12 protein-coding genes are annotated in these 15226 nt (G+C 65.7%); 8 read left to right on the top strand and 4 right to left on the bottom strand.

The genetic code is table 11. The features are described from left to right. Nucleotide 1: 1 nt before the first annotated feature. The 3 genes from ttgB (at nucleotide 2) to CR917_RS05590 (ending at nucleotide 6062) form a co-directional block, all read left to right on the top strand. Nucleotides 2-3157 (top strand): multidrug efflux RND transporter permease subunit TtgB, encoded by a 3156-nt coding sequence (gene ttgB / locus CR917_RS05600; RefSeq protein ID WP_043860766.1) that lies wholly within the window; start codon nucleotides 2-4, stop codon nucleotides 3155-3157. Next, a complete protein-coding gene (locus tag CR917_RS05595) occupies nucleotides 3154-4608 on the top strand; it encodes an AdeC/AdeK/OprM family multidrug efflux complex outer membrane factor (RefSeq protein ID WP_043860765.1) in 1455 nt (484 codons plus the stop codon). The genes ttgB and CR917_RS05595 overlap by 4 nt, the downstream gene beginning before the upstream one ends. 200 nt (nucleotides 4609-4808) lie before the next feature. Next, complete coding sequence (locus CR917_RS05590; protein ID WP_058540912.1) at nucleotides 4809-6062, top strand: OprD family porin; 1254 nt, start codon at nucleotides 4809-4811, stop codon at nucleotides 6060-6062. Between the two features lie 97 nt (nucleotides 6063-6159). Here the strand turns inward: CR917_RS05590 and CR917_RS05585 are convergent, their stop codons facing one another. Next, on the bottom strand, nucleotides 6160-7062 hold the full coding sequence (locus CR917_RS05585; RefSeq protein WP_104571993.1) for a TauD/TfdA family dioxygenase: 903 nt from the start codon (nucleotides 7060-7062) through the stop codon (nucleotides 6160-6162). Between the two features lie 181 nt (nucleotides 7063-7243). Here CR917_RS05585 and CR917_RS05580 point away from each other — a divergent pair, with 181 nt between their 5' ends. Continuing rightward, nucleotides 7244-8170, top strand: a complete 927-nt coding sequence (locus CR917_RS05580) for a LysR family transcriptional regulator (protein ID WP_043860762.1) — start codon at nucleotides 7244-7246, stop codon at nucleotides 8168-8170. Here the strand turns inward: CR917_RS05580 and CR917_RS05575 are convergent. Then, entirely contained in the window at nucleotides 8127-9173 is a 1047-nt protein-coding gene (locus tag CR917_RS05575) for an ABC transporter substrate-binding protein (protein WP_043860761.1), read from the bottom strand. The genes CR917_RS05580 and CR917_RS05575 overlap by 44 nt on opposite strands. Nucleotides 9174-9441: 268 nt before the next feature. Between CR917_RS05575 and CR917_RS05570 the strand changes: the two genes are divergently transcribed. Genes CR917_RS05570 through CR917_RS05560 form a run of 3 tightly spaced genes read left to right on the top strand, consistent with a single transcriptional unit; the run spans nucleotide 9442 to nucleotide 13460 of the window. After that, complete coding sequence (locus CR917_RS05570) at nucleotides 9442-11028, top strand: ABC transporter permease (protein WP_104571992.1); 1587 nt, start codon at nucleotides 9442-9444, stop codon at nucleotides 11026-11028. Continuing rightward, nucleotides 11025-11849 (top strand): ABC transporter ATP-binding protein, encoded by an 825-nt coding sequence (locus CR917_RS05565; protein WP_043860759.1) that lies wholly within the window; start codon nucleotides 11025-11027, stop codon nucleotides 11847-11849. Before CR917_RS05570 ends, CR917_RS05565 begins: the two co-directional genes overlap by 4 nt. A gap of 9 nt (nucleotides 11850-11858) precedes the next feature. Further along, a complete protein-coding gene (locus CR917_RS05560) occupies nucleotides 11859-13460 on the top strand; it encodes an arylsulfatase (protein ID WP_104571991.1) in 1602 nt (533 codons plus the stop codon). On the opposite strand, the gene CR917_RS05555 is transcribed toward CR917_RS05560, so the two are convergent. Continuing rightward, complete coding sequence (locus CR917_RS05555; protein WP_104571990.1) at nucleotides 13432-14124, bottom strand: Crp/Fnr family transcriptional regulator; 693 nt, start codon at nucleotides 14122-14124, stop codon at nucleotides 13432-13434. The genes CR917_RS05560 and CR917_RS05555 overlap by 29 nt on opposite strands. Before the next feature lie 89 nt (nucleotides 14125-14213). Here CR917_RS05555 and CR917_RS05550 point away from each other — a divergent pair, with 89 nt between their 5' ends. Then, nucleotides 14214-14738, top strand: coding sequence for a DUF962 domain-containing protein (locus CR917_RS05550; RefSeq protein WP_058540907.1), 525 nt, complete (start codon nucleotides 14214-14216; stop codon nucleotides 14736-14738). Between the two features lie 85 nt (nucleotides 14739-14823). On the opposite strand, the gene pcaC is transcribed toward CR917_RS05550, so the two are convergent. Further along, on the bottom strand, nucleotides 14824-15216 hold the full coding sequence (pcaC, locus tag CR917_RS05545; protein WP_104571989.1) for a 4-carboxymuconolactone decarboxylase: 393 nt from the start codon (nucleotides 15214-15216) through the stop codon (nucleotides 14824-14826). Between the last annotated feature and the right edge of the window lie 10 nt (nucleotides 15217-15226).

Here is a 15226-nt window from a genome sequence, read left to right as displayed (position 1 = left end):
CATGTCGAGATTCTTTATCGATCGCCCCATCTTTGCCTGGGTAATCGCCCTGGTGATCATGCTGGTCGGGGCCTTGTCGATCGTCAAGTTGCCGATCAACCAGTACCCGAGCATCGCGCCGCCGGCCATCGCCATCGCCGTGACCTACCCGGGCGCCTCGGCGCAGACCGTGCAGGACACCGTGGTCCAGGTGATCGAGCAGCAGCTCAACGGTATCGACAACCTGCGTTATGTGCAGTCCGAGAGCAACTCGGACGGCAGCATGACCATTACCGCCACCTTCGAGCAGGGTACCAACCCTGATACCGCGCAGGTCCAGGTGCAGAACAAGCTGAACCTGGCCACCCCGCTGTTGCCGCAAGAAGTGCAGCAGCAGGGTATCCGCGTGACCAAGGCAGTGAAGAACTTCCTGCTGGTGATCGGCCTGGTGTCCGAAGACGGCAGCATGACCAAGGACGACCTGTCGAACTACATCGTCTCCAACATGCAGGACCCGATCTCGCGTACCGCCGGTGTGGGTGACTTCCAGGTGTTCGGTGCCCAGTACGCCATGCGTATCTGGCTCGATCCGGCCAAGCTGAACAAGTTCCAGCTGACCCCGGTGGACGTCAAGACCGCCGTGGCCGCGCAGAACGTGCAGGTGTCCTCCGGTCAGCTGGGCGGCCTGCCTGCCCTGCCCGGCACGCAGCTCAACGCCACCATCATCGGCAAGACCCGCCTGCAGACCGCCGAGCAGTTCGAGAAGATCCTGCTCAAGGTCAACCGCGACGGCTCCCAGGTCCGCCTGGGCGATGTCGCCGACGTCAGCCTGGGGGGCGAGAACTACAGCGTCAGCGCACAGTTCAATGGCAAGCCGGCCTCCGGCCTTGCGATCAAGCTGGCAACCGGGGCCAACGCCCTGGACACCGCCAAGGCACTGCGCAACACCATCGCCGAGCTGGAGCCGTTCTTCCCGCCTGGCATGAAGGCGGTGTTCCCGTATGACACCACGCCTGTGGTCACCGAATCGATCAGTGGGGTGATCCACACCCTGATCGAGGCGATCGTGCTGGTGTTCCTGGTGATGTACCTGTTCCTGCAGAACTTCCGCGCCACCGTGATCACCACCATGACCGTACCGGTGGTATTGCTCGGCACCTTCGGCATCCTTGCCGCGGCAGGCTTCAGCATCAACACCCTGACCATGTTCGCCATGGTCCTGGCCATCGGCCTGCTGGTGGACGACGCCATCGTGGTGGTGGAAAACGTCGAGCGGGTGATGTCCGAAGAGGGGTTGTCACCCAAGGAGGCGACCAAGAAGTCCATGGGCCAGATCCAGGGCGCCCTGGTCGGTATCGCCCTGGTACTGTCGGCGGTACTGCTGCCGATGGCGTTCTTCGGCGGCTCCACGGGCGTGATCTACCGGCAGTTCTCGATCACCATCGTGTCGGCCATGGGCCTGTCGGTGCTGGTCGCGCTGATCTTCACCCCGGCGCTGTGCGCCACCATGCTCAAGCCGGTCAAGAAAGGCGAGCACCATACCGCCAAGCGTGGCTTCTTCGGCTGGTTCAACCGCAACTTCGACCGCAGCGTGCAGAGCTACGAGCGCGGCGTGGGCAACATCCTGCGTCACAAGGCCCCGTACTTCCTGGCCTACATCCTGATCGTGGTGGGCATGGTGTGGCTGTTCATGCGTATCCCTACCGCGTTCCTGCCCGAGGAAGACCAGGGCGTACTGTTCGCCCAGGTGCAGACCCCGGCCGGTTCCAGTGCCGAGCGCACCCAGGCGGTGGTCGACGAAATGCGCGCCTACCTGCTGGACAAGGAGTCCGACACAGTGGCCTCGGTGTTCACCGTGAACGGCTTCAACTTCGCCGGCCGCGGCCAGAGTTCGGGCATGGCCTTCATCATGCTCAAGCCGTGGGGTGAACGTTCTGCCGAAAACAGCGTGTTCAACCTGGCAACCCGTGCCCAACAGCACTTCTTCAGCTTCCGCGACGCGATGGTGTTCGCCTTCGCCCCGCCGGCCGTACTGGAGCTGGGTAACGCCACCGGTTTCGACGTGTTCCTGCAGGACCGCGCCGGCGTCGGCCACGACAAGCTGATGGAAGCGCGCAACCAGTTCCTGGGCATGGCCGCGCAGAGCAAGATCCTCACCCAGGTACGTCCGAACGGCCTGAACGATGAGCCGCAATACCAGCTGACCATCGACGACGAACGCGCCAGTGCCCTGGGCGTGACCATCGCCGATATCAACAACACCCTGTCGATCGCCCTGGGTGCCAGCTATGTGAACGACTTCATCGACCGTGGTCGGGTCAAGAAGGTCTACCTGCAAGGCACTGCCGATTCGCGCATGAGCCCTGAAGACCTGCAGAAGTGGTACGTGCGCAACGCCGCCGGCGAGATGGTGCCGTTCTCTTCCTTCGCCAGCGGCGAGTGGAGCTACGGTGCACCCAAGCTGTCGCGTTACAACGGTGTCGAGGCAATGGAAGTACTCGGTGCGCCAGCCCCTGGCTACAGTACCGGTGAGGCCATGGCCGAGGTCGAGCGCCTGGCTGCACAACTGCCAGCCGGTGTCGGCTTCGCCTGGACCGGCATGTCGTACGAAGAGAAGCTGTCGGGCTCGCAGATGCCGGCACTGTTCGCGCTGTCGCTGCTGATGGTGTTCCTGTGTCTGGCGGCACTGTACGAGAGCTGGTCGATCCCGATCGCGGTGGTGCTGGTGGTGCCGCTGGGTATCATCGGTGCGCTGATGGCGGCCAGCATGCGCGGGCTGTCCAACGACGTGTACTTCCTGGTGGGGCTGCTGACCACCATCGGCCTGGCGGCGAAGAACGCGATCCTGATCGTCGAGTTCGCCAAGGAACTGCACGAGCAGGGCCGCAGCCTGGTCGATGCGGCGATCGAGGCGTGCCGCATGCGTCTGCGTCCGATCATCATGACCTCGCTGGCGTTCATCCTGGGCGTGGTGCCGCTGACCATCGCCACGGGTGCAGGCTCCGGCAGCCAGCACGCCATCGGTACCGGTGTGATCGGCGGCATGATCACCGCAACGGTACTGGCGATCTTCTGGGTACCACTGTTCTTCGTAAGCGTGTCGTCGCTGTTCGGTAGCAAGAAGCCCGAAGAAGAGGACGCCAAACCTGAAACCCCACGCTATGAGGCCGGGCAATGAGTAAGTCCCTGTTGTCCCTGGCAGTCACCGCCTTCATTCTCGGTGGCTGCTCGCTGATCCCTGATTACCAGACCCCCGAGTCGCCGGTGGCGGCCCAGTGGCCGCAAGGGCCGGCCTACTCGCCGACCCAGTCGGCCGACGTGGCTGCGGCCGAACAGGGCTGGCGCCAGTTCTTCCATGACCCGGCGCTGCAGCAACTGATCCAGACCTCGCTGGTCAACAACCGCGACCTGCGGGTCGCCGCGCTGAACATCGATGCCTACCGGGCGCAGTACCGCATCCAGCGGGCCGACCTGTTCCCGGCGGTCTCGGCCACCGGCAGCGGCAGCCGCCAGCGGGTGCCGGCCAACGTTTCGCAGACCGGCGAGTCGAGCATCAACAGCCAGTACTCGGCCACCCTGGGCGTGAGTGCCTACGAACTCGACCTGTTCGGTCGGGTGCGCAGCCTCAGCGAGCAGGCCCTGGAAACCTACCTGTCGAGTGAACAGGCGCGTCGTTCCACGCAGATCAGCCTGGTGGCCAGCGTGGCCAACGCCTACTTCACCTGGCAGGCCGACAAGGAGCTGCTGACGCTCACCGAAGACACGCTCAAGACCTACGAGCAGAGCTATGCCCTGACCCGTCGCAGCAGCGAAGTCGGCGTGGCCTCGGCCCTGGACCTGAGCCAGGCGCGTACCTCGGTCGAGGGCGCACGGGTCAAGCTGGCCCAGTACCAGCGCCTGGTGGCGCAGGACCTGAACAGCCTGGCCGTGCTGGTCGGCACCGGCGTGCCGGCGAACCTGCCCAACGGCATGAAACTCGACAGCGACCTGCTGGCCGACGTGCCGGCCGGCCTGCCGTCGGATGTGCTGCAGCGTCGTCCCGACATCCAGGAGGCCGAGCACCTGCTCAAGGCCGCCAACGCCAACATCGGCGCGGCGCGCGCAGCGTTCTTCCCGAGCATCAGCCTGACCGCCAACGCCGGGACCCTGAGCCCCGACATGGGCGGGCTGTTCAAGGGCGGCTCGGGCACCTGGCTGTTCCAGCCGCAGATCAACCTGCCGATCTTCAACGCCGGCAGCCTGCGTGCAAGCCTGGACTACTCGAAGATCCAGAAGGACATCAACGTCGCCAAGTACGAAAAGACCATCCAGACTGCCTTCCAGGAAGTCTCCGATGGGCTGGCGGCGCGCCAGACCTTCAACGAGCAGTTGCAGGCCCAGCGTGATCTGGTCGAAGCCAACCAGGACTACTACCGCCTCGCCGAGCGTCGCTACCGTATCGGTATCGACAGCAACCTGACGTTCCTGGATGCCCAGCGCAACCTGTTCAGTGCCCAACAGGCCCTGATCAGCGACCGGCTGTCGCAGCTGGTCAGCGAGGTCAACCTGTACAAGGCCCTGGGTGGCGGCTGGTACGAGCGCACCGGTGATGCCCGCCAGCAAGCGTCGATCGAGTCGCCCAAGGGTTGATTCGATAGCGTGGCGACACAACAGCCCACCCTTCGCGGTGGGCTTTTTTGTGCCTGCAAGCCTGCCCCCACCAAAAGTAACCAGACAGTTAGTGTTCGGTTATCGCCCAATTCCGCCTGTAACGAATTGATTCCCTCCTGCCTGCCACAGCACCATCCATCCGCCATCGCCCCAACATAAAAACAAGAGACGCCCTAACGATGAACACTTTCCAGCCCGCACGTCACCTGTTCCCCGGCCTGCTTGCCATGAGCTGCGCCCTGCCCGCCCTGGCCGACGAAGGGGGCTTTGTCGAAGACGCCAAGGTTGGCCTCAACCTGCGCAACTTCTACATCAACCGCAACTTCGTCGACCCGGCCAACCCCCAGGGCAAGGGCGAGGAATGGACCCAGAGTTTCATCCTCGACGCCAAGTCCGGCTTCACCCAGGGCACCGTCGGCTTCGGCGTCGACGTGCTGGGCCTGTACTCGGTCAAGCTCGACGGCGGCAAGGGTACCGCCGGCACGCACCTGTTGCCGGTACACGATGACGGCCGCCCGGCCGATGACTTCGGACGCCTGGGCGTGGCGCTCAAGGCCAAGGTCTCCAAGACCGAGCTGAAGGTCGGCGAATGGATGCCGGTACTGCCGATCCTGCGTTCGGACGACGGCCGCTCGCTGCCGCAGACCTTTCGCGGCGGCCAGCTGACCTCCCAGGAAATCGACGGCCTGACCCTGTATGCCGGGCAATTTCGCGGCAACAGCCCGCGCAACGACGCGAGCATGGACGACATGTCCATGAACGGCCGCGCCGGTATCACCTCCGACCGCTTCAACTTTGCCGGTGGCGAGTACACCTTCAACAACAAGCGCACCCTGGTCGGGGTGTGGAACGCCCAGCTCAAGGACATCTACAACCAGCAATACATCAACCTGGTGCACAGCCAGCCGCTGGGCGACTGGACCCTGGGCGCCAACCTGGGCTACTTCATCGGCAAGGAAGACGGCGCCGAGCGTGCCGGCAAGCTCGACAACCGCACCGCCTCGGCGCTGCTTTCGGCACGCTATGGCAGCAACACCTTCTACGTGGGGCTGCAGAAAGTCAGCGGCGACGACCTGTGGATGCGGGTCAACGGCACCAGTGGCGGCACCCTGGCCAACGACAGCTACAACGCCAGCTTCGACAATGCCAAGGAGCGCTCCTGGCAGCTGCGTCACGACTTCAACTTCGCCGGGCTTGGCGTGCCGGGGCTGACCCTGATGAACCGCTACATCAAGGGCGACAACGTGCACACCGCCGTGGTCAGCGACGGCAAGGAATGGGCGCGGGAATCGGAGCTGGCGTACGTGATCCAGTCCGGCAGCCTGAAGAACCTGTCGTTCAAATGGCGCAACTCGACCATGCGCCGCGACTTCAGCACCAATGCATTCGACGAGAACCGCCTGATCGTCAGCTACCCGATCAGCTTTCTCTGAACCCCTTCGCCGGCAAGGCCGGCTCCTACAGGCCCGCGCTACCCTTGTAGGAGCCGGCCTTGCCGGCGAATAGGTATGTTCAGACACTACAAACTCATTACCCCTTCAGCGTGCGGCTACGCTGCCCCTGCACCCCCACCGGCACATCCCCCTGCAGCGTCACCCGGCGCACCACGCGCCCCTGGGTACCGTAGTCATCCACCGCATAATGCTGGGTCGCGCGGTTGTCCCAGATCGCCACGTCCCCGGCCTGCCAGCGCCAGCGCACGGTGTTCTCCAGGCGCGTCACATGGCTCTGCAGCAGGTTGAACAGGTGATCCGAATCGGCCTTCGAATAGCCCTTGATGCGCTTCACGAAATGCCCCAGCAGCAGGTGCTTCTCACCGCTCACCGGGTGCACTCGCACCACCGGATGCTCGGTCTCGTACACCGTCGAAGTGAACACCTTGCGGTAGTTCTCCAACTGCTCCAGGCTCACGTTCGGCTTGGTCGCGGCATAGTCGTACTCGTTGCTGTGCACCGCCCACAACTGCTCGGCCAGCGCCTGCAAGGCCGGTGACAGGTCATCGTACGCGCTGGCGGTATTGGCCCACACCGTATCGCCCCCCGACGCCGGCGCCACCACCGAACGCAGGATCGACGCCTTGGGGTACGCTTCGACGAAGGTCACGTCGGTGTGCCAGGAGTTGGCCCGACGCCCTTGCCCGCCATCGAGTTCCAGCAGGTAGCGGGTGCCGTCGCGCACCGGCACAGTCGGGTGCGCGATGGGCTCGCCCAGCAGGTGCGCGAAGGCTTCCTGGGTCTGGTCGTCCAGCTGCGTCTGGCCCCTGAAGAAGATCACCTTGTGCTGCACCAGCGCGGCCTGGATCGCCTCCACCACCGCCTGGGCCAGGTCGGCGCCCAGTGTCACCCCACTAATTTCGGCACCGATGCGCCCGGCCACCGGATGAATCTCCAGCGCATGGCTGACAGGTGCTGCGGCAAATGCGGTGTTGCTCATGGTTCGTCCCTCATCGGTTGCGTCACGGTAAGTGCCGATGAAACTCTGGCGCTATCTATATGCAAATAAGCTCTAACAGATATACAAGTGCTTCATTGACGGAATAAGAGCTTGCATTTAAAACCCAGACTCCCGGGGCGGCAAATACCTTCGCCCTATTTTTGGAATGCCGGAAAAGCATATGGATCTTCGCCAACTGCGCTACTTCATCGCCCTCACCGAACACCGCAGTTTCGTGCGCGCCGCCGACGCCATGGGCATCACCCAGCCCGCCTTCAGCCGCAGTATCCAGGGCCTGGAGCAGGAGTTCGGCTGTGTGCTGGTGGACCGCGCCAACAAGGATCTGCGCCCCACGCCCGAAGGCCAGGTGGTGCTGCAGCACGCCCTGCGCCTGGTGCAGGGCGCGGCGCAGTTGAGCAGCGAGGTGCAGCAGATGACCAAGCTCGATGCCGGCGAGCTGCGCTTTGGCTGCGGCCCCGCGCCAGCGGTGAACCTGGTGCCGCAGGCGGTGGCGCAGTTCATCAACGCCCACCCCAAGGTGCGCACGCATTTCGAGGTCTCAAACTGGGAAAAGCTCAGCCGGGCGCTGAGCCGCGAAGAGATCGAGTTCTTCGTCGCCGACATCCGCCACTTCGAAGCCGACCCCAACTTCCAGACCCTGGCCCTGACCCCGCGCCGCGGCCTGTTCTTCTGCCGCCCCGGGCACCCGCTGCTGGCCAAGGACAGCCTGTCGACCAACGACATGTTCGACTACCCGCTGGCCTGTTCGCTGATTCCGCCGGGGGTGCGCAAACTGCTGGCCAACCTCAGCGGCAAGACCGACTTTTCGCCGCAGATCCAGAGCGAGCACCAACCCACCCTGCTCAAGATCGTGCTCGGCACCAATGCCATCGGCATCGGCAGCGAAGAGGCCTACGGCGCGGCGGTGCAGGCCGGCGAACTGGTGCGCCTGCACTGGCGCAACCTGCCGGCCAACCTCGACAGCTTCAATGCCCGCTGCGGCATCGTCAGCCGCAGCGGCTACCGCCTGTCCCCTGCGGCGCGGGCGATGATCGAGACCCTGATCAACCTTGACCGCCAGCCTGCGCCACAGGCGCTGGTCGGGTAGCCTGCGGCGCCAGCCACTGGTCGACCTTGAACGGTTTGCGAATCAGGCGCTGCTGCGCGGCGAGGTCCACCGAGGCTTGCAGGCGGGCGAGAAAGTCGGGGTCCAGGGTCGAGTCGAACACCGCGCTCAGGCGCTCCTGGCTGAGGTCACGCTGCAGGATCGCCGGCGGGTAGCTGGCACGCTCCGACACCAGCTGGATATAGGCGTCCTTGTTGGCATCGTCGGTCAGCCATTGCACCGCCGGCTGCTGCGCGGCGACGAACTTCTCGACCACTGCCGGGTACGCATCGACGAAGGCACCGGCGGCCACCAGCACCGCCTGCACATTGCCCGCCCCGCCCAGATCGCGGGTATTGAGCGGCAGTTCGGCCAGGCCGCGATCGGCCAGCGCACTGATGCCGGTGGAGCCCCAGGTGGCGTCGATCTGCCTGGCCGCCAGGGCGGCGATAGCCGCGCTGAAATCCAGGTTGATGACCTTGAGGTCCTTCTCGCTCAGGCCCTGGCTGGCCAGCGCGGCATCGAACGAAAGCTGCGTGGCGGTGCCACGGAACACCGCCACGCGCTTGCCCTTGAGGTCCTGCAGGGTCTTGATGCCGCTGCCCGGCACCACCCCAAGGTAGTGTTTGACCCCGCGCGCGGTGGCGGCCACCAGGCGGGTGTCGACGCCATTGGCCTTGCCGATGATCGCCGCCAGGTCGCCCAGGTAGGCGAAGTCCACCTGGCCATTGGCGAACGCCTCGTTGATGACCGGCCCCGCACCCTTGAAGTAGTTCCACTGGATGCTGATGCCGTCGGCGGCGAAGGCTTTCTCCAGCAGCTGTTGCTGTTGCAGCACGTCGGTGATGCCACCGCCCGAATGCTGGGTGCCGGCACTCAGGTCGGGCACCGCGATGCGGATCTGCTTGAGCTCGGCGCCCTGCGCCAGTGTCGGCATCCAGCCGATCACGGCGGCCAGTGCGGGGGTGGCGAACAGGCTGAAAACACGATTGATCGACAGGTTCATGGCACACAGCTCCTTGTAATGGTGCGGCCACGCTACCCATAGCGGATGCCAATCTTTAAATACTATTAAATTACATTTTAATAACCAGATTACATATAAGCCCTGTCAGGCCCGGCCCTGCGGGGTATGCATTGCACACAACCAAAATATGCTTCGAATGCATTGGCTGCGCGGCGAGTCAGCGGCTTTAAATGCAGTTCTTATCGCTCAATCGAATGTAATTTCTTCTGCATATACCCATAAGAAATATACAAATAGCGAGGCCTGCATGACCCGTACCGCCCTTTCCTCACTGGCCCCCGCCCCTGGCCTGCCGCGTCTGCGCAGCCTGCCCTGGCAGCGCCTGCAAGCCTGGTATCTGCCCCTGCTGCTGGCGGCGGTGTGGTGGCTGGCCAGCCGCAACCACTGGATGAGCGAGCAGATACTGCCACCGCCTGCGCTGGTATGGGACAGCGCCGTGGAACTGGGTCGCGGCGAGATGTGGGCGCACCTGGCCATCAGCCTGCAACGCCTGCTGCTGGGGCTGGTGGTCGGGGTCGGGGCCGGTGCGGTGCTCGGCGCCTGGCTGGGCTTCAGCCAGCGCGCCGAACGCCTGGTACTGCCGACTTTCAACGCCCTGGCGCAGATCCCCACGCTGGCCTGGGTGCCACTGTTCATGGTGCTGTTCGGCATCGGCGAAGTGCTCAAGCTGGTGGTGCTGGTCAAGGCGGTGATCGTGCCGGTGACCCTGCACACCCTGGTGGGCGTGCGCGATGCCCAACCGCGCCTGCGCGAAGCGGCGGCGGTACTGCGCCTGCCCACGCACCTGCTGGTTCGCCGGCTGATCCTTCCCGCTGCGCTGCCGGCGTTTCTGGCCGGTGTGCGCCTGGCACTGGCGGCCGGCTGGACCTCGCTGCTGGCGGTCGAGCTGCTGGCCTCCAGCGAAGGCCTGGGCTACCTGATGGTGTGGGCACGGCAACTGTTCATGCTCGACATCGTGTTCGTGTGCATCGCCGTGATCGGCGTGCTCGGGCTGCTGATGGACCGCGGCCTGGGCTGGCTCGACCGGCGCCTGCTGCACTGGCCGCACCCGGCCACCGCACAACTGCGGGTGCGCCCGCTGCGTGGCTGGCAGCGCCTGCATGCCCTGGGCCTGCCGCTGGCGCTGCTGGTGCTGTGGCAACTGGCAAGCCAGTACGGTTGGGTCGATGCGAACATCCTGGTGGCGCCGCTGGAGGTGGTGCACAGCACCTGGGCCGGCGTGCTCGACGGCACCTTGAGCGGCGCGCTGGCCGTCAGCGTCGGGCGAGCGCTGGGCGGCCTGCTGCTGGGCGGCAGCCTGGGCTTTGCCTTCGGCCTGATGCTGGGCCTGTCGCGCCGCGCCGAGCGCCTGCTGGGCCCGAGCCTGGCCGGACTGCGCCAGATCGCGATCTTCGCCTGGGTACCGCTGCTGACCGCCTGGTTCGGCCTGGGCGAACTGGCCAAATGGGTATTCGTCGGCCTGGCGGCATTCTTCCCGCTGTTCATCGCCACCCAGCGCGCGGTTGCCAGCCTGCCTGCGCAGCTCGACGAAGCCGCCCGCGTGCTGCGCCTGAGCGGTGCCCAGCGCCTGCGCAGGCTGGTGCTGCCGGGCGCCGCGCCGGGCATCTTCGCCGGGTTGCGGGTCGGCCTGATCTACGCCTGGCTGGGCACCATCGGCGCCGAGTACTTCATGCCGTCCGGCGGCGGCATCGGCAGCCTGATGATCGGCGCCCAGCAACTGCTGCGCATGGACCTGATCATGGCCGGCATGCTGCTGGTCGGCCTCACCGGCGCCCTGCTCGGCGCCGTCGGACAACACATCGAACTGCGCGCCACGCGCTGGAGACGGGCATGAACGCACTCGCTCACCCACGGGTCAGCTTCAACCAGGTCGGCAAGCGCTTCAGCGTGGCCGACGGCGAACTGGAAGCGATCCGCGATTTCAACCTGCAGATCGCCGACGGCGAATTCGTCGCCATCGTCGGCGCCAGCGGCTGCGGCAAGTCCACCCTGCTGCGCCTGCTGGTGGGCCTGGACGCCGAGTACCAGGGGCAGATTCTGATCGACGGCCAGCCGGTGCACGGCATCGGCAGCGAGCGCGGCATCGTGTTTCAGGAGCACCGCCTGTTCCCCTGGCTGACGGTGGCCGAGAACATCGACCTGGGCCTGGTCAACGAGGGCCTGGAGCGCACCCGGCGCGCCCGGCGGGTGGCCGACTTCATCAGCCTGGTGGGCCTCGAAGACTTTGCCCAGGCCTACCCGCACCAGCTCTCGGGCGGCATGGCCCAGCGCGTGGCGATTGCCCGCGGGCTGGTGGCCAGCCCGCGCATCCTGCTGCTGGACGAACCCTTCGGCGCCCTCGACGCCCTTACCCGCCAGCAGATGCAGGACGAACTGCTGGCCATTCGCGAACGGGCGCGCATCACCACCCTGCTGGTGACCCACGATGTCGAGGAAGCGATATTCCTGGCCGACCGCGTGGTGGTGCTCGAACCGCGCCCGGGGCGGATCAAGCGCATCGTCGAGGTCGACCTGCCGCACCCACGCCAGCGCGCCAGCCTGGCGTTCCACCGCCTGCGCGAAACCCTGCTGCACGAACTGACCCACGACGAGCGCTACCTGCCGCCCGCCGTGGAGCAGATCCGCGACCTGCCCCTGACCTACCTTGCCTGCTGAGTGCCGACCATGAGCCAACGCCCCAACTTCCTGATCATCGTTGCCGACGACCTGGGCTTTTCCGACCTGGGTGCCTTCGGCGGCGAAATCGCCACGCCGCACCTGGACGCCCTGGCCACTGCCGGCCTGCGCCTGACCGACTTCCACACCGCGCCCACCTGCTCGCCGACCCGCTCGATGCTGCTGACCGGCACCGACCACCACATCGCCGGCATCGGCACCATGGCCGAGGCGCTGACCCCGGAGCTGATCGGCAAGCCGGGCTACGAGGGTTACCTCAATGACCGCGTGGTGGCGCTGCCCGAGCTGCTGCGCGAGGCCGGCTACCAGACACTGATGAGCGGCAAGTGGCACCTGGGCCTGAAGGCCGAGCTGGCGCCACATGCGCGAGGCTTCGAACGTTCGTTCGCGCTGCTGCCGGGCGCGGCCAACCACTATGGCTTCGAACCCACCTACGACGAACACACCCCCGGCCTGCTCAAATCGACCCCGGCGCTGTACATCGAGGACGACACCTTCGTCGAAGCGCTACCCGAAGGCTTCTATTCCTCCGACGCCTTCGGCGACAAGTTGCTGCAGTACCTCAAGGAGCGCGACCAGAGCCGGCCGTTCTTCGCCTACCTGCCGTTCTCCGCGCCGCACTGGCCGTTGCAGGCGCCGGCCGAGGTGGTGGCGCGCTACAAGGGGCGCTACGACGCCGGGCCCGAGGTGCTGCGCCAGGAGCGCCTGGAAAAACTGCGCGCCCTGGGCCTGATCGGCGCCGAGGTGCAGGCGCACCCGGTGGATGAACAATGGCAGGCGCTGAGCGACGAACAGCGCCAGCGCTCGGCACGCGCCATGGAGGTGTACGCGGCGATGGTCGAGCGCATGGACTGGAACATCGGCCGGGTGCTCGGCTACCTGCGCAACCAGGGCCTGCTGGACAACACCCTGGTGCTGTTCATGTCCGACAACGGTGCCGAGGGCGCGCTGCTCGAAGCCTTCCCCAAGTTCGGCCCGCACCTGGCCAGCTACCTGGACCAGCACTACGACAACAGCCTGGACAACATCGGCCGCGCCAACTCCTACGTGTGGTACGGCCCGCACTGGGCCCAGGCGGCCACCGCACCGTCGCGGCTGTTCAAGGCCTTCACCACCGAAGGCGGCATTCGCGTGCCGGCCCTGCTGCACTACCCGGCACTGGCGCGCCAGGGGCAGGTCAGCCATCAGTTCAGCACCGTGATGGACATCACCCCGACCCTGCTGGACCTGGCCGGCATCCGCCACCCGGGCAAACGCTGGCGCGGGCGCGACGTGGCGCCGCTGCGCGGCAAGTCGTGGCTGGGCTACCTGTCGGGCGAGACCGAGCAGGTACACGACGAGCACACCGTCACCGGCTGGGAGCTGTTCGGGCGCCGGGCTATTCGCCAGGGGCACTGGAAGGCGGTGTACATTCCGGGCCCGGTGGGGCCGGCCACCTGGCAACTGTACGACCTGAGCATCGACCCCGGCGAGGTCCACGACCTGGCGCAGGCGCAGCCGGCAAAACTGCAGGCCCTGCTCGGCGAATGGCAGAAGTACGTCGAGGAAACCGGGGTGATCCTCAGCCAGTCGCCGTTCCAGCCGGATTAGCCATCAGTGCCAGGCGCGCGGGGTCGAGAATCTCGATCTCGCCGTAGCTCAGGCGCAGCACGCCATCCTGCTCCAGCGCCTTGAGAATCTGGTTGGTGGTCTGGCGCGACAGCGCGAGCATCAGCGCCAGTTGCTCCTGGGACAATTGCAACACCCTCCTGGCCCCCTCCACTTCGCCGTAACCGGCGGCGATCTGCAGCAGCCGGTAGGCCACCCGCGGCGCGGCACTCATCAGGCTCTGCTGCTCCAGCGCGACAAAGGCCAGGCGCAGCTTGTGGCTCATCAGCAAGGCGAATTCACGCCAGTAATGCGGTTGCGCATCCAGCAATTTCACCAGCGCGCCCTGGGGCACCCGCAGCAGGTGGGTGGCACCTTCTGCATAGGCGTCGTGGGTACGTGGCTGGTCGTCGAACAGGCAGATCTCGCCGAACCAGTGCGGGGCCTCGATCAGGGTCAGCACCGCCTCCTTGCCCTGGGCGCTGACCGCACCGATGCGGATGGCGCCATCGAGCACCGCGTACAGTCCGCAAGGCGGGTCGCCGCGCTGGAACAGGCAGGCGCCGGCCTCCAGGCTCACGGGCCGGGCCAGGTGCAGCAGGCTATCCTGCAGGGTAACGGGCAACTGTTTGAACCAGTGACCCTGGCGCAAGGTTGAAGCGTTCATCGGGGGCCTCGTGGTGACACTGTCGGCTAGCCGACAGACGACGGTGCCTGCGCAGGGCAAGCTCGGGCAATCCTACAGGAGGAACAACAATGAAAAGCCTCGTCGAGCACCTGAGTCAATACGCGGCCTACCACCGCGACCCACGCAACATCGCCACGCACTTCGTGGGTATCCCGCTGATCGTGGTGGCGGTCACGGTGCTGCTGTCGCGTCCGGGCATGGCATTGGGCGGGGTGTGGCTGTCGCCTGCATTGCTGGTGGCGCTGTGGTCGGCGTGGTTCTACCTGCGCCTGGACACCCGCTTCGGGTTGCTGATGAGCGTGTTGCTGGGCTTGTGCCTGTGGGCCGGGCAGGTACTGGCGGTTCAGAGCACGCTGGTGTGGCTGAGTGCGGGGCTGGGGCTGTTCGTGGTGGGATGGGTGATCCAGTTCGTCGGCCACTATTACGAGGGGCGCAAGCCGGCGTTTGTGGACGACATCAGCGGGCTGATCGTGGGGCCGTTGTTCGTGGTGGCGGAGATGGCGTTCGTGCTGGGGTTGCGCGGGGAGTTGAAGCGGTCGATCGAGGCGAATGCGGGGCCGGTGGGTAGTCGCTCGAAAAAGGCGGCAATCTGAAGGCCCATTCGCCGGCAAGGCCGGCTCCTACAACGGCACGCACACACTGTAGGAGCCAGCCTTGCTGGCGAAGAGGCCCTGAAGATCAGGCGCGGGATTCGACGCCCAGTTCATCCCACACCGACTCCGCCAGGTGGAACGTGGCATTGGCCGCCGGGATCCCGCAATAGATCGCGCTCTGCATCAGCACTTCCTTGATCTCTTCGCGGGTCACGCCATTGTTCGCCGCCGCCCGCAAGTGCAGCTTCAGCTCTTCATTGCGGTTCATGCCGATCAGCATCGCGATGGTGATCAGGCTGCGGGTATGGCGTGGCAACCCCGGCCGCGTCCAGATATCGCCCCACGCGTGCCGGGTGATCATTTCCTGGAACTCGCCGTTGAACTCGGTGAGGTTGCTCAGGCTGCGGTCCACATGGGCATCGCCCAGTACCGCACGCCGCACCTGCATGCCGGCCTCGTAACGTTGTTTTTCGTCCACAACCTACTCC

It is taken from the genome of Pseudomonas sp. BRM28, from assembly GCF_002939405.1.
GTDB lineage: Bacteria > Pseudomonadota > Gammaproteobacteria > Pseudomonadales > Pseudomonadaceae > Aquipseudomonas > Aquipseudomonas palmensis.
Note: the sequence above shows the minus strand (reverse complement) of the source record. Positions and strands in the feature narration are given on the sequence as shown.